The organism is Sphingomonas sp. SphC10 (assembly GCF_057004845.1).
In genome coordinates, this window is the sequence record NZ_CM168044.1 from 3,134,950 (window position 1) to 3,153,131 (window position 18,182).

17 protein-coding genes and 1 riboswitch are annotated in these 18,182 nt (G+C 67.3%); of the genes, 13 read left to right on the plus strand and 4 right to left on the minus strand.

Annotated elements, in window-relative coordinates:
- Positions 1-14 precede the first annotated feature (14 nt).
- From ACWKSV_RS14380 to ACWKSV_RS14395, 4 genes are all read left to right on the plus strand, one after another.
- Positions 15-1,094 carry an AI-2E family transporter gene (locus tag ACWKSV_RS14380; RefSeq protein WP_483666806.1) on the plus strand — a complete coding sequence of 360 codons (1,080 nt, stop codon included), beginning with the start codon at positions 15-17 and terminating at the stop codon, positions 1,092-1,094.
- A gap of 153 nt (positions 1,095-1,247) precedes the next feature.
- Complete coding sequence (locus tag ACWKSV_RS14385; RefSeq protein ID WP_237243498.1) at positions 1,248-1,772, plus strand: OmpA family protein; 525 nt, start codon at positions 1,248-1,250, stop codon at positions 1,770-1,772.
- A 66-nt stretch (positions 1,773-1,838) separates the two neighbouring features.
- Complete coding sequence (locus tag ACWKSV_RS14390) at positions 1,839-2,432, plus strand: hypothetical protein (protein ID WP_076714556.1); 594 nt, start codon at positions 1,839-1,841, stop codon at positions 2,430-2,432.
- A 104-nt stretch (positions 2,433-2,536) separates the two neighbouring features.
- Entirely contained in the window at positions 2,537-2,881 is a 345-nt protein-coding gene (locus ACWKSV_RS14395) for a hypothetical protein (protein ID WP_076714558.1), read from the plus strand.
- A gap of 102 nt (positions 2,882-2,983) precedes the next feature.
- Here the strand turns inward: ACWKSV_RS14395 and ACWKSV_RS14400 are convergent, their stop codons facing one another.
- Positions 2,984-4,054 carry a threonine aldolase family protein gene (locus tag ACWKSV_RS14400; RefSeq protein WP_076714561.1) on the minus strand — a complete coding sequence of 357 codons (1,071 nt, stop codon included), beginning with the start codon at positions 4,052-4,054 and terminating at the stop codon, positions 2,984-2,986.
- 44 nt (positions 4,055-4,098) lie between these two features.
- A riboswitch (SAM-I-IV-variant riboswitch) is annotated at positions 4,099-4,208 on the minus strand.
- Positions 4,209-4,320: 112 nt separating this feature from the next.
- Between ACWKSV_RS14400 and ACWKSV_RS14405 the strand changes: the two genes are divergently transcribed.
- Together ACWKSV_RS14405 and ACWKSV_RS14410 are read left to right on the plus strand one after the other, a co-directional pair.
- The gene (locus ACWKSV_RS14405) at positions 4,321-5,388 is read left to right on the plus strand and encodes a LacI family DNA-binding transcriptional regulator (protein WP_076714563.1); all 1,068 of its coding nucleotides are present in this window, start codon (positions 4,321-4,323) and stop codon (positions 5,386-5,388) included.
- A gap of 161 nt (positions 5,389-5,549) precedes the next feature.
- Positions 5,550-6,971 carry a sugar porter family MFS transporter gene (locus ACWKSV_RS14410; RefSeq protein ID WP_056432371.1) on the plus strand — a complete coding sequence of 474 codons (1,422 nt, stop codon included), beginning with the start codon at positions 5,550-5,552 and terminating at the stop codon, positions 6,969-6,971.
- Positions 6,972-7,087: 116 nt separating this feature from the next.
- Here ACWKSV_RS14410 and ACWKSV_RS14415 read toward each other — a convergent pair whose 3' ends face one another.
- Positions 7,088-8,332 carry an ROK family transcriptional regulator gene (locus tag ACWKSV_RS14415; RefSeq protein ID WP_237243500.1) on the minus strand — a complete coding sequence of 415 codons (1,245 nt, stop codon included), beginning with the start codon at positions 8,330-8,332 and terminating at the stop codon, positions 7,088-7,090.
- A gap of 163 nt (positions 8,333-8,495) precedes the next feature.
- The gene (locus ACWKSV_RS14420; protein ID WP_076714565.1) at positions 8,496-9,698 is read right to left on the minus strand and encodes a PQQ-dependent sugar dehydrogenase; all 1,203 of its coding nucleotides are present in this window, start codon (positions 9,696-9,698) and stop codon (positions 8,496-8,498) included.
- A 178-nt stretch (positions 9,699-9,876) separates the two neighbouring features.
- On the opposite strand from ACWKSV_RS14420, the gene rimP reads away from it, so the two are divergent.
- The 6 genes from rimP (at position 9,877) to rbfA (ending at position 16,521) form a co-directional block, all read left to right on the plus strand.
- Complete coding sequence (gene rimP / locus ACWKSV_RS14425; protein WP_056432368.1) at positions 9,877-10,455, plus strand: ribosome maturation protein RimP; 579 nt, start codon at positions 9,877-9,879, stop codon at positions 10,453-10,455.
- On the plus strand, positions 10,455-12,077 hold the full coding sequence (gene nusA / locus ACWKSV_RS14430; protein WP_056432365.1) for a transcription termination factor NusA: 1,623 nt from the start codon (positions 10,455-10,457) through the stop codon (positions 12,075-12,077). The genes rimP and nusA overlap by 1 nt, the downstream gene beginning before the upstream one ends.
- On the plus strand, positions 12,077-12,313 hold the full coding sequence (locus ACWKSV_RS14435) for a tautomerase family protein (RefSeq protein ID WP_056432362.1): 237 nt from the start codon (positions 12,077-12,079) through the stop codon (positions 12,311-12,313). The genes nusA and ACWKSV_RS14435 overlap by 1 nt, the downstream gene beginning before the upstream one ends.
- Positions 12,294-13,097 (plus strand): DUF448 domain-containing protein, encoded by an 804-nt coding sequence (locus ACWKSV_RS14440; protein ID WP_240456554.1) that lies wholly within the window; start codon positions 12,294-12,296, stop codon positions 13,095-13,097. The genes ACWKSV_RS14435 and ACWKSV_RS14440 overlap by 20 nt, the downstream gene beginning before the upstream one ends.
- On the plus strand, positions 13,094-16,009 hold the full coding sequence (gene infB, locus ACWKSV_RS14445) for a translation initiation factor IF-2 (protein ID WP_056432360.1): 2,916 nt from the start codon (positions 13,094-13,096) through the stop codon (positions 16,007-16,009). Before ACWKSV_RS14440 ends, infB begins: the two co-directional genes overlap by 4 nt.
- Positions 16,010-16,113: 104 nt before the next feature.
- The gene (gene rbfA / locus ACWKSV_RS14450; RefSeq protein WP_076714567.1) at positions 16,114-16,521 is read left to right on the plus strand and encodes a 30S ribosome-binding factor RbfA; all 408 of its coding nucleotides are present in this window, start codon (positions 16,114-16,116) and stop codon (positions 16,519-16,521) included.
- Between the two features lie 399 nt (positions 16,522-16,920).
- Here the strand turns inward: rbfA and ACWKSV_RS14455 are convergent, their stop codons facing one another.
- Positions 16,921-17,487, minus strand: a complete 567-nt coding sequence (locus ACWKSV_RS14455) for a YceI family protein (protein WP_483666807.1) — start codon at positions 17,485-17,487, stop codon at positions 16,921-16,923.
- A 69-nt stretch (positions 17,488-17,556) separates the two neighbouring features.
- On the opposite strand from ACWKSV_RS14455, the gene ACWKSV_RS14460 reads away from it, so the two are divergent.
- Positions 17,557-18,165 (plus strand): thymidine kinase, encoded by a 609-nt coding sequence (locus ACWKSV_RS14460; protein ID WP_076714569.1) that lies wholly within the window; start codon positions 17,557-17,559, stop codon positions 18,163-18,165.
- The last annotated feature ends 17 nt before the right edge of the window (positions 18,166-18,182 follow it).

The following is an 18,182-nucleotide window of genomic DNA, read 5'->3' on the forward strand; positions in this document are numbered from 1 at the left end:
AAGGGGACAGCAGCATGACCATCGATCGCCAGAAGATCGAACGCGGGGGATTCATCCTGTTCCTCGCGCTGATCACCATCGGGATGCTGGCGGTGGTGTCGTGCTTTCTCGCGGCCCTGCTCTGGGCGGGGCTGGCGGCGATCCTGTTCCGGTCGCTGTTCCAGTGGCTGCTGACCAAGACCGGCGGGCGGCGCAATCTGGCCGCCGGGCTGACCATGCTGATCATCACCTTTGCGGTGGTGGTGCCGACCCTGTTGATCGGCAGCATGGTCGTCGATCAGGCGTCGGGCGTCTATCTGAAGGTGCGCAGCGGCCAGATCGATTTTGCGCAATATTTCCAGCAGGTCCGCGATGCGCTGCCCACCCGCCTGCGCCAGGCGATGGACAATTGGGGCATCGACAGCGTCGAGGGGCTGCAATCCCGCATCTCGCGTACGCTGAGCAGCAGCGTCAGCCAGATCGCGTCCCAGGCGCTGTCGATCGGGCGCAACGCCTTTGCCTTTGCGCTGGCCTTCGGCGTCGGCCTGTACGTCGCCTTCTTCCTGATCCGCGACGGCGAGAGGCTGGGACCGGCCTTCGTCCGTGCGCTGCCGCTGGACCGGGGTGTCGCGGCGCGGCTGGTCGATACCTTCGTCGCGGTGGTGCGCGCCACCATCAAGGGTTCGGTCATCGTCGGGCTGGTGCAGGGCGCGCTGGGGGCGATCACCTTTTGGATCGTCGGGGTGCCCGCCGCTCTGCTGTGGGGTGTGCTGATGGCGATCGCGGCGCTGCTGCCCGCCATCGGTCCGGCGATCATCTGGGGGCCGGTGGCCATCTATCTGCTCGCGACCGGCGCGATCTGGCAGGGGGCGGTGGTCGTCGCCTCGGGCGTGCTGGTCATCGGCCTTGCCGACAATATCCTGCGGCCCATCCTGGTCGGGCGCGACACCGGGCTGCCCGACTGGATCGTGCTGCTGACGACGCTGGGCGGCATCGACCTGCTGGGGCTGAGCGGCATCGTCGTCGGCCCGGTCGTCGCAGCGCTGTTCCTGGCGGGCTGGCGCATCCTGAGCGAACAACGCGGCGTCGCCCCGCCCGAGGGCGAGGCGGCCTAAGGGCGCTGGCTCATATCGGACCGACCCTAGCCAGAAAGCCGATTTGCGCTGCAACATCGCGCTGCCTATGGTCCGCGACAAAGGGCGGACCGGCCGGGGGGATCGGCCGGATGATGGGGTAGCGTGATGCGACTGCGATTGGGGGCCTGGAAGATGACGGCCGGGCTCGCCTGTGCACTGGCCGGGTGCAGCGGCGGCGGCGATGTCGCGCGTCAGGCCGGGGCCAGCGGTGCTTCGATCGAACTGCCCGTCCCGGCGCCGTCTCCGGGCAAGACCGTCGCGCAACTCGACACGCTGCCCGGCGCCGTGGCGGCCGGTGCCGATGCCAGCCTGACCACGATCGGCTTTCCCCAGGGCGGCGGGGGCCTGAATGGCGAGGCCAAGGCGATGCTCGACCGGCTGGCCGCCGACCCGGCGGTGCGCGGCGGCAGCCTAACCCTGCGCGGCCATTCGGACAGCGAGGGCGATGACGAGGCCAATCGCATCATGTCGCGCAAACGGGCCGAGGCGGTGCGCGACTATCTGGCGCGCAAGGGCCTGGATCGTAGCCGGATGCGGGTGATCGCACTCGGCGAAACCCGCCCCGTCGCGCCCAACGCCAATCCCGATGGCAGTGACGACAGCGACGGCCGCGCGCGTAACCGCCGGGTCGAGATCGAATTCGACCGCGGCGGCTGACGGTCGTTTCCATAGAGGCCGTTGTATCGCAGTGGAAAAGCAATGCAGGATTGAATCGAGACCTTGATGATCCGACCCATCCTCTATGCGGCAGCGATTGCGCTGCAACCGGCGACGACGGAACATGTCGCAAGGCCGTCGAATTCGGCGGATGTGGCGACAGCCTGTGAGGCATCACTGGCGTTTATCCATGGCATGCTGACCACCTCCGATACCGTCTGGATTTTTAATCAGTGGGAGCCTGTAACCGAGGAAGGCGACCCGCGAGACAGCCAGACCGTCTATTCTTGGTCCCCGTCGACTTATGCCAAGGCCAATGGCCTGTCCCCGCCGTCGCGAAGGTGGTTGGCGGGTCGCCACCGCTCGCCGTACTCGGGGCGGAGTGCGGTGCAGGAATGCCCCGCGATCCGTACGCTGCTCGACCAGCGCCATATACGATACGGCTCAAAGGCTGTGGACGAGGCCAACCGCAACCGCGAACGTGACGTGACGATCGCAAGCATAACGCTGCCAATCATCGATGCGACTGGCGATGTGGCCGTTGTGGAGACGGGCTTGACCGGCACGCACGGCGGCGGCGGCGGCTGGATCAATGTGCTCAGTCGCGACGCCGCAGGCCGGTGGCATACCACCTTCACAGCGCCGACCTGGATTACGTGATCTGGGGGATTTTAGACGTGCTTTCGCTGGCGTCCGGAGGGATGACCTCATGGCCAAGGCGACCAGTGATTGCCGACACGCCGCCCCCGCCCTAAGCCGATGGTATGGCCAAAGGTGACAGACTGGCGCGGCTGGATGCGCAGCGCGAAGAGATGGAAACGGATTATCGCGAGGCGCTGATCGCCGCGCTGCGGACCACGGCGGCGGGCAAATGGGGGCTGTTCGACCATCGTAAGGACCGGGTGGCCCGCGCGGCGGCGGCGCCGGTGGTGGCGCAGCTGACCGAGATGGGCGAGGAGATCGATGAAGCCCGGGAGCAGCTGGGCCTGCCGCCCTTCGCGCTCCATGCCGAATTTCTCGCCTCGCGCGGGCCGGTCGGGCCCGAGGCGGTGGGGGAACCCAAACAGGCGCAGGCGTGGCTCGATCGTCTGACGGCGGAAGACCAATAACTCATTCCTCCCCTATAAGGGGAGGTGGCAGGGCGAAGCCCTGACGGAGGGGTGTCCACGCTGGCGGTGACACCCCTCCACCATGCTGCGCATGTGTGCGGGCTACGCCGCCTGCAACGCCTCCGCCGCGACCGCCGCGATGTCGTCGCCCAGTTGGTCGACCCGCGCGGGATCGGCGTCCCAGGCGAACATGAACCGCGCACCGCCGCCGATGAAGGTGTAGAAACGCCACCCCCGCGCACGCAGGCCGTCGAGCACCGCAGGCGGGGCGCTGAGGAAGACGGCGTTCGCCTCGACCGGGAACATCGGTTCGATGCCGGGCAGCCCCGCGACCCGCGCCGCCAACGCTTGCGCACAGGCATTGGCATGCGCGGCATTGGTCAGCCATGCGCCGGTGTCGAGCATCCCGATCCACGGCGCGGCGAGGTAGCGCATCTTGGACGCCAGCTGCCCCGCCTGTTTGCAGCGATAGTCAAAATCCTCGGCCAATACGGGGTCGAAGAACAGGATCGCCTCGCCGACCGCCATGCCGTTCTTGGTGCCGCCGAAGCAGAGGACATCGACACCGGCGCGCCACGTCATGTCGGCGGGCGAGCAGCCCAGTGCGGCACAGGCGTTGGCGAAGCGCGCGCCGTCCATGTGCAGCCGCAGGCCCAGTTCGCGGCACACCGCCGACAGCGCGTGGATCTCGGCCAGCGTATAGACCTGCCCCGTCTCGGTCGGCTGGGTGATCGTCACCGCGCGCGGCTTGGGGAAGTGGATGTCCGACCGGCCGGTGGCAAGCGCCCGCACCGCCTCGGGGGTCAGCTTGCCGTCCTCGGTCTGCGCGACCAGCAGCTTCGATCCGTTGGAGAAGAATTCGGGCGCGCCGCACTCGTCGGTCTCGACATGCGCGGAGGCCGAACAAATGACGCTGTGATAGCTCTGGCAGAGCGCCGCCAGCGCCAGCGAGTTGGCCGCCGTGCCGTTGAAGGCGAAGAAAACCTCGCACTTGGTCTGGAACAGGGTGCGGAACGCGTCGGCAGCGCGGTCGGTATAGGGGTCCTCGCCATAGGCCGGGACATAGCCCTGGTTCGCCTCGGCCATCGCGGCCCAGGCCTCGGGACAGATGCCTGCATAATTGTCGCTGGCAAATTGCTGGGGGGCAGAATGTCGGGGAACCACCGCGCTCATCGCAAATCCTTCGTACCTATGACGAGTCGGATGAGGAAAGTGGCGGTTCGTCCCGTTGTTGCCGGTTCGGCCACATCCCTCTCCATCCGGAAAGGCACCACCTTGCCGGGAGGCAGGTTGGTGCCGGGCGACGGCCCGACTCTTGATGCTGGCACGGCCTTTAGCGGCGGGCGGCCCGGTCCGCAAGAGCGCCGACTGCCGCGTCTGTCATCTTTCGCCCCTCAAAGCATTGCGTATCGCGTCCGAAAAGTGGAAGCGTAAACGTTATGAGCATCAGGACCTCGCGCCGCGGTAGCAGCGCTCCCACGATCAGCGATGTCGCGCGCGCCGCCGGTGTGTCGCTGATGACCGTCTCGCGCGTCATCAACAACGAGGCCAATGTCCGCCCCGCCACCCGCGAAAAGGTGGAGGCGGCGATCGCGCAACTCAACTACGCGCCCAACCCGGCGGCGCGCAGCTTGGCGGGCGCGGCGCAGATCCGCATCGGCATGCTCTACAGCAATCCCAGCCAGGGGTTCCTCAGCGAATTCCTGCTCGGCACACTGGACCAGGCGTCGCGGCTGGACGTGCAGATGGTCGTGGAGAAATGCGAGATCGGCGACCATGAGGTCGAGGTCGCGCGCCATCTGATCGCGGGCGGGATCGACGGCGTGATCCTGCCGCCGCCCCTGTGCGAGGCGGAGGCCGTGCTGGCCCTGCTGCGCGAGGCGGGGGTTCCCGCCGTGGTCGTGGCGACCGGCGTCGCGCCGCAGGAGATGCCCGAATCGGCGATGGCGGTGCAGATCGACGACCGCGCGGCGGCCGAGGAAATGACGCGTCATGTCATGACCCTGGGCCATCGCCGGATCGGCTTCATCTGCGGCAATCCCAATCTGACCGCCAGCGCCCGCCGTTACGAGGGGTTCCGCGCCGCGCTGGAGGCGGTGGGTGTGCCGTTCGACGAGGAACTGGTCGCGCCCGGCCTCTATACCTATCGCTCGGGTCTGGATGCGGCCGAGCGGCTGCTCGACCTGGCCGAACCGCCGACCGCGATCCTGGCGTCGAACGACGACATGGCGGCGGCGACGGTGGCGGTGGCGCATCGCCGGGGCCTAGACGTGCCGAGCGACCTGACCGTCTGCGGCTTCGACGACACCACGCTGTCGACGACGATCTGGCCCGAGCTGACCACCATTCACCAGCCGATCGCCGACATGGCGCGGGCGGCGGTGGAGATGATGGCGACCGTCATCCGCCAGAAAAATGCCGAGCCGCCCGCGCACCGCATGCTGGATTACAGCCTGATCCGCCGTCAGTCGGACGCCGCACCCCGGCGCAGGCCGCGCGGATTCTGATGGCGGGTCGCGAAGCGGGACGAACCGTGTACGCACCCGCTTGACGGCGCGATGTTTTAAGATAGCGTTACCATTATGGCTGGCCGTGAATCGCGCCGGTGACAGGACATTGCCGTGCGGATAGGCCAAGACGCCACGCACGGATCAGGAGAGGGCCGGAAGTGACCGACACAAGGGGATTGGACGCCGCACGCGTCAATCATGGTTTCATCGCCGCGATCGTCGTTGTCGCGACCATCGGCGGTTTCATGTTCGGCTATGACTCGGGCGTCATCAACGGCACCCAGAAGGGGCTGGAGGCCGCGTTCGACCTCGGCCGTCTGGGCGTCGGCGTCAATGTCGGCGCGATCCTGGTCGGCTCGGCGATCGGTGCGTTCGGTGCGGGCCGCCTGGCCGATGCGATCGGCCGCCGCAACGTCATGATGCTGGCCGCCGCGCTCTTTCTGGTCAGCGCGATCCTGGCGGGCGCCGCCGGCAGCTCGGCGATCTTCATCCTGGCGCGCATCATCGGCGGCCTGGGCGTCGGCGCGGCCAGCGTCATCTCGCCCGTCTATATCTCCGAAGTGACCCCGGCCTCGATTCGCGGCCGATTGTCGAGCGTGCAGCAGGTGATGATCATCACCGGCCTGACCGGTGCGTTCGTCGCCAACTTCGCACTGGCCCGCTATGCCGGTGGCTCGACCGCCGAATTTTGGCTGGGCTTCCCGGCCTGGCGCTGGATGTTCTGGCTTCAGGCGATCCCGGCGGCGGTCTATTTCGCCGCCCTCTCGATCATCCCGGAAAGCCCGCGCTTCCTGGTCGCCAAGGGCCGCGATGCCGAGGCGCATACGGTCCTGACCAAGCTGTTCGGCGAGGCCGAGGCGACCCGTAAGGTGGCCGAAATCCGTGGTTCGCTGGCCAGCGACAAGCACAAGCCCAAGCTGTCCGACCTGGTCGACAAGACCACCGGCAAGATCCGTCCGATCCTGTGGGCAGGTATCGGCCTGGCCGTGTTCCAGCAGCTCGTCGGCATCAACGTCGTCTTCTATTATGGCGCGACGTTGTGGGAAGCGGTCGGCTTTTCCGAGGATTACGCGCTCCAGACCAACATCCTGTCGGGCGTGCTGTCGATCGCGGCCTGCCTGTTCACCATCGCGACCGTCGACAAGATCGGCCGCAAGCCGTTGCTGCTGATCGGCTCGGCGGGTATGGCGGTGACGCTGGCGATCGTCGCCTATGCCTTCTCGACCGCCGTCACCGGTGCCGATGGCGCGGTGTCGCTGCCCGGCAACAATGGCGTGATCGCGTTGGTCGCGGCGAACCTGTACGTCATCTTCTTCAACGCCAGCTGGGGTCCCGTGATGTGGGTCATGCTGGGCGAGATGTTCCCGAACCAGATTCGCGGGTCCGGCCTGGCCGTCTCGGGCTTTGCCCAGTGGATCGCCAATGCCGCCATCTCGGTCAGCTTCCCCGCGCTCGCCGTGTCGCCGGGCCTGAGCGTGACCTATTTCGGCTACGCCTTCTTCGCGGCGGTATCATTCTTCTTCGTCCGCGCCATGGTCAACGAGACGCGCGGTCGCGAGCTGGAAGACATGGCGGGCTGATCGCCCCGACCGTCGAACGCCTGACAGGCCCGCTTCCCCATGGGAGGCGGGCCTTTTTCTTTTGGCCTCTATGTCAGCTTCCCGCCCTCCGTTCAGCCTGAACGGAGGAGGGGGCCTTAGCGCCCCGCCTGGATCAGGATCGAATCCGACGGCAACAGCCGGTCCATGAAGGGCAGCATCGCCGCACCGACGGCGGGGGCGTCCTGCGCGCGGCGGGCGGGACGGATGGCGGGGCGGGCGGGCAGTTCGATCCCGGCCAGCGCTTCGCTCAATCCCTGGGTCAGTCGCTGGAGCAGCCAGTCGGGCAGGCGCCCGCCGATCAGGATCGCATGGGGGTCGAACAAAGTCGTCACCGCCACGATGGGCTGGAGCAGCGCGGCGATCGAATCCTCGATCCACTGGTCGATGACCGCGCACAGCATCGGGTCGTCACCGTCACCCAGCGTCTCGGGCGAATCGAGGCGGTAGCCCGCCGCCTTCAGCCGCACCTCCAGCCCCGCCAGCGACACCGTATCCTGCACGATCGCACCGGGCCGTCCCGCCGTGGGGTCGGGAATCAGCCCGATCTCGCCCGATCGGCGATGCGCGCCGCGATGATAGGTCCGGTCGATGACCAGCCCGCCGCCGAGCCCGGCGGTGATCAGCAGGTAGAAGAAACTGGGGCAGGCGAAATCATGGTCGTGCTGCGCCTCGCCCAAAGCGGCGGCGGCGGCATCGTTGTCGCGGTACATCGGCCAGGGCAGCAGCGGCGCGAGCAACGCCGCCGTGTCGACCCCGTTCCAGGCGTCATAGCCGCGCGTCTGGTTGGGCAGCGAGCGGTCGACGCCGTCCGGCATCGCCACGCCGACGCCCAGCACGCGCGAACGGTCCACCTGTCCCTCGGCCAGCGCGGGTTCCAGCGTATCGCCGATAAAGGCCAGTACGTCGTCCGGCGTCGCAAAGGCGATCTCGCGGGTCGCCCGCGCGCGCACCGTGCCGGACAGGTCGAGGATTGCGATGGCCAGATGGTCGCGGTCGATGGTCAGGCCGATGCCGAATGCGCCGTCGGGGCACAGCTCGATCTTGAGCGCGGGCTGCCCGCGACCGCGATGCAACCGCCCGGCGGTGCGGATCAGCCCCATCTCGATCAGCCGCCCGGTGATGTTGGCGATGGTCGGCGGGGTCAGCCCGGTCTGATTGGCGATCGCGATCCGCGTCGTTTCGCGGTGCAGGCGGATGACCTGCAAGACGGTGCGCAGATTATAATCGCCCGCCCGCTCCAGATTGGTGCCCGACAGCCCGCGCGACAGACGCGAATCGCGCGAATGCGCCTCGATGGCAGGCCCCCGCTCGGGCGGCATGGGCTGCGTCGATCGCATCATCTGGTTTTCGTCTCCTATGGTGGAGCGAACTCCGATCGCCCGTCTTTGCCATAGGATCGGCGCGCAGGCCGGGTCAGGTCAAGACCTATCATCGGACCTGACCATACCGCCCCGGCACATTGGTCCTATTTTCTAGGACTTATGTCGGGGCGGCGCGGGGGTGTCAGGCTGGGGTCAGCTTGATGAGCCTGCCTTGCGAATCGCCGCCATCCTCCAGCACATAGATGGCGCCGTCCGGCCCCTGCTCGACCTCGCGGATGCGGGCGCCCATGTCCCACTGGTCACCCTTGGTGGCACTGGTGCCGCTCAGGTCGACGCGGATCAGCGCCTTGCTCGACAATCCGCCGATAAAGGCGTCGCCGCGCCATTGCGGGAAGAGCGAGCCCGAATAGATCATCAGCCCGCCTGGCGAGATCACCGGGTTCCACCAGACCTTGGGGGCTTCGTATCCGTCGCCCGCGCGGTGATCGGGAATGTCGCGCCCGTCATAATGCGACCCGTTGGAGGCGTTGGGCCAGCCATAGTTGCGGCCCGGCAGGATCAGGTTCAGCTCGTCGCCGCCCTTGGGCCCCATTTCCTGCTGCCACAGATTGCCCGCACCATCGAAGGCGATGCCCAGCAGGTTGCGATGGCCATAGGACCAGACGGCCGGGTCGAAGCCCTGCGCCGCCAGCGGATTGCCCGGCGCGGGCTGGCCGTCCGGGGTCAGGCGCAGCACCTTGCCGAGCGTGGCCTTGGGGTCCTGCGCCGGCGTGAACTTCTGGCGGTCGCCCGCGGTGAAGAACAGATATTGGCCGTCGGGCGAAAAGGCGATGCGACCCGAATAATGACCATCGCCGGTGACGGCGGGGGTGGCGGCCCACAAGGTCTCGATACCCGTCAACTGCGCGGCGCCGTTCGCTTCTGCCAAGCGCCCCCGCGCCAGCACGACTCGCTTGCCGCCGTCCGCTGCGGCCGAATAGCTGAAATAGACACGGCCGCTCTGCGCGAAGTCGGGGGCGAGGACCACGTCCATCAGGCCGCCCTGGCCCGCCGAATCGACGGCGATCCGCGCGACCGTCTGGCGCGCCTGGCCGTCCGCGCCGACGAGCAGCATCCGGCCGTCCTTCTCGGTCACCAGCATTCGCCGGTCGGGCAGGAAGGTCATCGCCCAGGGTGCGTCGAAATCGGCGATGACCGTCCGGCCGAAGGGCTGTCCGTTCACCACCGTCGCGGGCGGGCTGGCCGTGGCGGACGGGGAGGGGGAGGGCGTGCCGCCGGGCGTCACCGTGACCGGCGACGTGTTGCCCGTTTCGCTGGGACCGGGGCCATTGCCCGAGCAGGCGATCAGCGCCACCGGCAAGGCAGCGAACAGCGGCAGTTTCATCATCGTCTCTCCCGTCTCGGGCCGAGCGCGGCCCTGATTGCACCGGCTAACGTTTCGATATCGATGCTTGTTTCGCAAGAGCGTTGCGCGTATAGACTGCCGCATTCTCTTACATCGTCGGGTGAAAGAGGCTGCGGGACGGGTTCCGCGGCACCGATCCGGCACATCTGGAGCTTTCATGGCGGACATCGCCCTTCTGACGCAACTCATCGAACCCGAGGCCAAGGCGCTCGGTTTCGAGCTCGTGCGCGTGAAGATGTATGGCGGCACGTCGGACCCCACGCTGCAGGTGATGGCCGAGCGTCCCGATACGCGCCAGCTGAACATCGACGACTGCGCCGACCTGTCGCGCCGCATCTCGGACGTGATGGACGCGCTGGAGGCCGAAGGCCGCGACCCGATCGACCATGCCTATCGGCTGGAGGTGTCGTCGCCCGGTATCGACCGCCCGCTGACCCGGCTGAAGGACTTCGCCGACTGGGCGGGGCATGAGGCGCGGATCACGCTCGCCGAGAAGCTGAACGGTCGCAAGCAGTTCAAGGGCGATCTGGCCGGGGTCGAGGGCGAGACTGTCGTCATCGTCGACGGAGAAGAGGTTCGCCACGAACTGCCCTTCACCGCGATCGAGGACGCCAAGCTCGTCATGACCGACCGGCTGATCGCCGCGACGGTGCCGCTGTCCCTCGATGGCGCGGAAGAGGTTTATTATCAGGATGCGCCCGAACAGGACGGCGCCACCACGGAAGGACGGCACTGATGGCTACCGCCATTTCCGCCAACAAGGCGGAACTGATCGCGATCGCGAATGCGGTCGCCTCGGAAAAGATGATCGACAAGGGTATCGTGATCGAGGCGATGGAGGACGCGATCCAGCGCGCCGCCCGTGCCCGCTACGGTGCCGAGAACGACATCCGTGCGAAGCTCGATCCCAATTCGGGCGACCTGCGTCTGTGGCGCGTCGTCGAGGTGGTCGAGCAGGTCGACGACTATTACAAGCAGATCGACCTGAAGGGTGCCGAGAAGCTGCAAAAGGGTGCCGCGATCGGCGACTTCATCGTCGACCCGCTGCCCCCGATCGAATTCGGCCGCATTGCGGCGCAGGCGGCCAAGCAGGTCATCTTCCAGAAGGTCCGCGACGCCGAGCGTGACCGTCAGTATGACGAGTTCAAGGATCGCCAGGGCGAGATCATCACCGGCGTCGTCAAGCGCGTCGAGTTCGGTCATATCGTCGTCGATCTGGGCCGTGCCGAGGGCGTGATCCGTCGCGACCAGCAGATTCCGCGCGAAGTCGTCCGCGTGAACGACCGCATCCGCTCGCTGATCCTGAACGTCCGCCGCGAGAACCGTGGCCCGCAGATCTTCCTGAGCCGCGCGCACCCGGACTTCATGAAGAAGCTGTTCGCGCAGGAAGTGCCCGAAATCTATGACGGCATCATCGAGATCAAGGCCGCCGCGCGCGATCCGGGCAGCCGCGCCAAGATCGGCGTGATCAGCCACGACTCGTCGATCGACCCGGTCGGTGCCTGCGTCGGCATGAAGGGCAGCCGCGTCCAGGCGGTCGTGCAGGAAATGCAGGGCGAAAAGATCGACATCATCCCCTGGTCGCCCGATACCGCGACCTTCGTGGTGAACGCGCTTCAGCCCGCGAACGTCAGCCGCGTCGTGATCGATGAGGAAGAGGACCGTATCGAGGTCGTCGTCCCCGACGATCAGCTCAGCCTCGCCATCGGCCGTCGCGGCCAGAATGTCCGTCTGGCCAGCCAGCTGACCGCCAAGGCGATCGACATCCTGACCGAGGCCGATGCCTCCGAGAAGCGTCAGAAGGAATTCGTCGCGAATTCCGAGCTGTTCCAGAACGAACTGGACGTGGACGAGACGCTGGCCCAGCTGCTGGTCGCCGAAGGCTTCGGCGCGCTGGAAGAGGTCGCCTATGTCGAGCTCGACGAACTGGCCGCGATCGAGGGCTTCGACGAGGATCTGGCGCAGGAGCTGCAAAGCCGTGCGCAGGAAGCGCTGGACCGCCGCGAACAGGCTGCGCGCGACGAGCGTCGTGGCCTGGGCGTCGACGACGCGCTGGCCGAGATGCCGTATCTGACCGAGGCGATGCTGGTCACGCTGGGCAAGGCGGGCATCAAGACGCTTGACGATCTCGCCGATCTGGCGACCGACGAGCTGGTCGAGAAGAAGCGCGCCGAGCCGCGTCGTCGTGGTGATGACACCCCGCGTCCCGCCCCCAAGGGCGGCATCCTGGCCGAATATGGCCTGAGCGATGAGCAGGGCAACGAGATCATCATGGCCGCGCGTGCGCACTGGTTCACCGATGAGGAAGAGCCTGCCGCAGACGCCGGTGAAGAGCAGGCGGAGGGCGACGAAGCCTGATGCCGTTCGTCTCGATCCGTCTGGCGGGCACCGCCTCCAAGCAGCAAAAGGCCGAGATCGTCGCCGACGTGACTCGTTCGCTGGTGGAGCGGCTGGGCAAGAACCCGGCCGCCGTCCAGATCGTGATCGAGGAGGTTTCGACCGAAAATTACGGGGCCGGCGGTCAGCTGATCGCCGACCGTGATGCCCCTGCCTCCAACGCCCGGGGAGACGCGCATGCGGAACCGGGACAATGAGCGCGGTGGCGTAAACAACGCTTCGGCCAGGAAGGGCCGGAGTCCCAGGGAGTCCGCGAAGGCGGCCCGCGACTCGATCGACGGGCCGGTCCGCCGCTGCATCCTGTCGGGCGAGCATGACGCGCGCCCGCACCTGATCCGTCTGGCGCTCGCGCCCGATGGGCGGGTGCTGCCCGATGTCCGCGCCAAGGCGCCGGGCCGGGGTGGCTGGATCGGCGTGACTCGCGGCGAACTGGAAACGGCCATCGCCAAGGGCAAGTTGAAGGGGGCACTGGCGCGCGCGTTCAAGACGGGCGAGTTCAGTATTCCCGACGACCTGCCCGATCTGATCGCATCCGCTTTGGAGCGGAACGCGCTCGACCGGCTGGGACTCGAGTCGCGTTCGGGCATGCTGCTGACCGGATCGGACAAGATCGCGACGGCGGCCCGTTCGGGCCAGTTGCACGCGCTCTATCATGCGTCCGATGCGGGCGACGATGGCTGTCGCAAGCTGGCGCAGGCGTGGCGCGTGGGGTCGGATCGCGAAGGTTCTGATCTCAAGGGGTTGGCACTGCCCGCCACACGCCCCATATTGTCAATGGCGTTGGGCCGCGAAAATGTGGTACACATCGGCCTGACAGATCGTAACGCGGCAAAGCGGGTGAGCGAAGCGCTCGACCGCTGGCTGCATTTTATCGGACCCGACCCTGTGGCAACGCCTTGCGAAACGGCCTCGCAAGGCGCATCGGCGTCCGACATTACCGGTGACCGAACGGCCGTGACCGTACACGAGGATTTTGAGTGAGCGAGACCGACAACGACAAGCCGAAACTCGGAATGCGCCAGCCCCTGGGGCTGAAGCGCACGGTCGAGACCGGCAAGGTGAAGCAGAGCTTCAGCCACGGCCGGTCCAACACCGTGATCGTCGAGACGAAGCGCCGTCGCGTCCTGGGCCCGCAGGGTGGAGCGCCCGAGGCGGCGGCCCCTGCACCGACTCCGGCCCCGGCTCCGGCTGCCCCCGTGGCGGCGGCGCCGGTCGCCCCGCCGCGCCCCGTTCCGTCGAACGAGACGGCGCAGGAGCGTCAGGCCCGTCTGCTGCGTGAGGCCGAGGAACAGCGCCTCGCCATGCAGGAAGAGATTCGTCGCCGCGAGGACGCCGAGCGTCAGCAGCGCGCCGAGGACGAGCGTGTCCGTGCCGAGGAACGTGCGCGTGCCGCCGCCGAGGCTGCCGCTGCCCCGCCGCCCGCGCCGGAACCGGCCCCCGAAGCGGCGCCCGAGCCCCAGCCTGCGGCTGAGCCCGCCCCTGCGCCGGTCGCCGAAGCGCCCGTTCAGGCCCCCGTACAGGCCGAGGCGCCTGCCGCACCGACCATCTCGGTACAGCCGCGTATGTTCCGGCCCGTCGAACGCCCGGTGATCCCGGCGCCCGAGCCCAAGGTGGAAGCCCCCAAGGTCGAGGCACCCGCCCCGACCCCGGCTCCTGCGCCGACCCCCGCACCCGCTCCGGTCGCGGCGAAGCCTGCGCCTGCGCCCGCACCGACCCCGGCGCCTGCGCCGGTGGTGCCGACGCCGCCGATCCTGGGTCGCGATCCCTCGATGCCCGCGCCGCGCCGCTTCTCGCCGGTGCAGCGTCCGGAAATCCCGAAGCCTGCGCCCAAGCCCGCGCCTGCGCCCGCCGCAGCGGCGGCGCCTGCCGCCAGCGCGCCGAGCAACACCACCGCCTCCGCTCCGTCGGGCGGCGCCCCGCGTTCGATGCCCTCGGGCCAGCCGACGCCGCGCAACGCGCCTCCGGGCCGTCCGCAGCAGCGCGACCGCAAGGGTGACGAGCGTCGCGGCGGCAAGCTGACCGTGACGCGCGCCCTGAACGAGGACGGCGCACGCGCCCGTTCGCTCGCCGCGCTGAAGCGTGCCCGCGAGAAGGAAAAGCGTGGCTTTGGCGGCCCGCGCGAGCCGCAGGTCAAGCAGGTCCGCGACGTGCAGGTGCCCGAGGCGATCACCGTCCAGGAACTGGCCAACCGTATGGCCGAAAAGGGCGCGGATCTGGTCAAGGCGCTGTTCAAGATGGGCATGCCCGTCACGATGACGCAGACCATCGACCAGGATACGGCCGAGCTGCTGGTGACCGAATTCGGCCACAACATCGTCCGCGTCTCCGACAGCGACATTGATCTGGCGCTCGACACCACCGAGGATGCGGCCGAGAGCCTTCAGCCGCGTCCGCCGGTCGTGACGATCATGGGCCATGTCGACCATGGCAAGACCTCGCTGCTCGACGCGCTGCGCGGCACCGACGTGGTGCGCGGTGAGGCCGGTGGCATCACCCAGCATATCGGCGCCTATCAGGTCACGCTGAAGGACAAGTCGAAGGTTACCTTCCTCGACACGCCGGGCCACGAGGCCTTTACCCAGATGCGTGCCCGCGGCGCCGACGTCACGGATATCGTGGTGCTGGTGGTGGCGGCCGATGACGGGCTGATGCCGCAGACGATCGAGGCGATCAACCACACCAAGGCGGCGGGCAAGCCGATGATCGTGGCGATCAACAAGATCGACAAGCACGACGCCAATGCCCAGCGCGTCCGCGAGCGTCTGCTCGAGCATGACGTGCAGGTCGAGGACATGGGCGGTGAAACCCAGGACGTCGAGGTTTCGGCGCTCAAGAAGATCGGTCTGGATACGCTGATCGAGAAGATCCAGCTTCAGGCCGAACTGCTCGAACTGACCGCCAACCCCGACCGCGCCGCCGAGGGCAGCGTGGTCGAGGCCAAGCTCGACAAGGGCCGTGGTCCGGTCGCGACCGTGCTCGTCACGCGCGGCACGCTGAAGGTCGGCGACGTTTTCGTCGTCGGCGCGGAAAGCGGCAAGGTCCGTGCGCTGGTCGACGACAAGGGCCGTCAGGTGAAGCAGGCTGGTCCTGCGATGCCAGTCGAGGTCCTCGGTCTGTCGGGCGTTCCCCAGGCGGGCGACCTGTTGCAGGTCGTCGAGAACGAGGCGCGTGCCCGTGAGGTCGCCGAATATCGCCAGAGCGTGGTGCTCCAGAAGCGCACGACCTCGGCCCCGGCCAGCCTGGAGTCGATGTTCTCGGCGCTGAAGGCGAACCAGGCCAAGGAATATCCGCTGGTCGTGAAGGCGGATACGCAGGGCACCGTCGAGGCGATCGTGGCGTCGATCAACAAGATCCAGTCGGATCTGATCAAGGCGCGCATCCTGCACTCGGGCGTCGGTGGCATCACCGAGTCGGACGTGACGCTGGCGGCCGCCTCCGGCGCGCCGATCATCGGCTTCAACGTCCGTGCCAACGCCAAGGCGCGCGAGATCGCCGAGCGGAACAAGGTGGCGTTGAAATATTACGACGTCATCTATGACCTGATCGACGAGATCCGGGCGGGCATGGCCGGTGAGCTGGGCCCCGAGGCGTTCGAAACGGTCGTCGGCCGCGCCGAAATCCGCGAGGTCTTCTCGGCGGGCAAGATCGGCAAGGCCGCCGGTCTGCTGGTCACCGAGGGTGTCATCCGCAAGGCGCTCAAGGCGCGCATCACGCGCAACGACGTCATCATCTACCAGGGCGAGATCAACTCGCTCCGCCGGTTCAAGGACGATGTCGCCGAAGTTCGCGCCGGTCTGGAATGTGGTGTGACGTTCACGCAGAACTTCACCGACATCAAGGCGGGCGACTATCTCGAAACCTTCGAGGTCGAACTGCGCGAGCGTTCGCTCTGATGATCGCGGGGCGGCGGGACAGGTCCTGCCGCCCACGCTTCATGCCGGAATGGATCGCGGTCGCCCATATGGCGGCCGCGATTTTCGTTTGAGAAGAAACTGACATGGTCCAGTCCAAAAACCCCGCCGAACCCTCGGTCCGCCTGCTGCGCGTCGGCGAGCAGGTTCGCCACATCCTGTCCGAAATCCTCGCGCGCGGCGATGTGCATGACGAGACGCTGGCCAAGCACATGGTCAGCGTGACCGAAGTCCGCATGTCGCCCGACCTGCGCCACGCAACCGTCTTCGTGAAGCCGCTGCTCGGCAAGGACGAGGAGGTGGTGATCAAGGCGCTGCGCACCAACACCGCCTATCTCCAGCGCGAGGTCGCGCACCGGGTGAAGATGAAATACGCCGCCAAGCTGAAGTTTCTGGCGGACGAAAGCTTCGACGAGGGAAGCCACATCGATTCGCTGCTGCGCTCGCCCAAAGTGTCGCAGGATCTGGCGGAGGGTGAGTCTTCCGAGGACTGATACCTATCCTCCGTTCAGCCTGAGCGAAGTCGAAGGCCACGCTGCGACCGTCGAAAATAGGGTTCACGCGAAGCCACGAAGTCGCGAAGGTCTTTGGTTCGCGCAGAGGCGCGGAGAACGCAGAGAAGAAGGCCCCGCATTCAATAGCGTGCTCCACCCCGGCGAAGGCCGGGGCCCAGTATCTTGAGCGTCGATGGGGCGTTGTGCCAAGGCGGGGGAGGCAAATGCCTTGCGCTGTCGTGGGTTCCCAAACAGGACCCCGGCCTTCGCCGGGACGGTGCGATAGGGGGGCACTTGACGAACCCCCTCTGCGCCCTCCGCGCCTCTGCGCGAACCTCAAACGAGGGGATTCCCTTGGCCTTCGACTTCGCTCAGGCTGAACGGGCGTGTGGGACGGCGTTACTCGTGCCCCGGCACCAGATCTGCGTCGATGGCGATCGTCACCTGTCGCCCGACGATCAACGGATAAGCCGTCATCCCGAAATCCCGCCGGTCGATCCGCGTCGTCGCGGCGATATGCACCGGCTCGCGCCCCGTCATCGCGGCGAAGGGCTGCGAGAAGTCGACCGCGAGCATCGCCGGGCGCGTGACGCCCCGCGCGGAGATCATGCCCGCCACCGTCGCGCTATGCGGCCCGGTGCGGGTCATGCCGGTCGCATGGAAGGTCACGTGCGGATAATGCTCGACATCGAAAAAGTCGGCACCCCGCAATCGCGAGCGGGTGAGCGCATCGCCCGCCTCCAGCGTCTGGGTATCGATCCGCACGTCCAGCGTTACGGCCTTGGCATCGCGGTCGGACAGCGCGACATGACCCTCGCTATGCGGAAAACGCGCGGTCTTGCTGCCCAGGCCGAAAAAGCCGACCTTGGCCTCGACACGGGCATAAGCGGGGGCGATGGTATAGCCGATCGCGCCGGTGCCGCTCGCTGAAGCCATGCCCGCCAGCGTCGCGACCGCGACCGTCACGAGATATGCGATTCTCAACCCACCCACCTCATGCTCGAAATGGCTGCCCCCTTCCGATAAGGGCGGCGCATGGCCAAGCTCTATTTCTATTATGCCAGCATGAATGCGGGGAAATCGACCATGCTGCTGCAGGCCGATTTCAACTATCGCGAGCGGGGGATGAACACGATGCTGTTCACCGCCGCGATCGACGACCGCTTTGCCTATGGCACTATCGCCTCGCGTATCGGCCTATCGCAGCCCGCGACGCCGTTTCACATGGGCACCGATCTGGAGGTCTGCGCGCTGGAGCGGCACGGGCAGACGCCGCTGGCGTGCGTTCTGGTCGACGAAGCGCAGTTCCTGACGCCCGAACAGGTCGACCAACTTGCACGGCTGGCCGACCAGCATCGTATCCCGGTGCTCTGCTATGGCCTGCGCACCGACTTCAAGGGACAGCTTTTCCCCGGTTCCGCACGACTGCTGGCGCTGGCCGATGCGCTCAGCGAGATCAAATCGGTCTGCGTCTGCGGCGCGAAGGCGACGATGAACCTGCGCGTCGACGGGCAGGGCAAGGCGATCGCCGAGGGCGCGCAGACCGAGATCGGCGGCAATGACCGCTATATCGCGCTCTGCCGCCGCCATTTCGGCGAGGCGCTGGCGGGCGGGGCGGTGCTTGAGGCGCCGTCCTTGAGATAGGGGCCAAGCCCGACTAA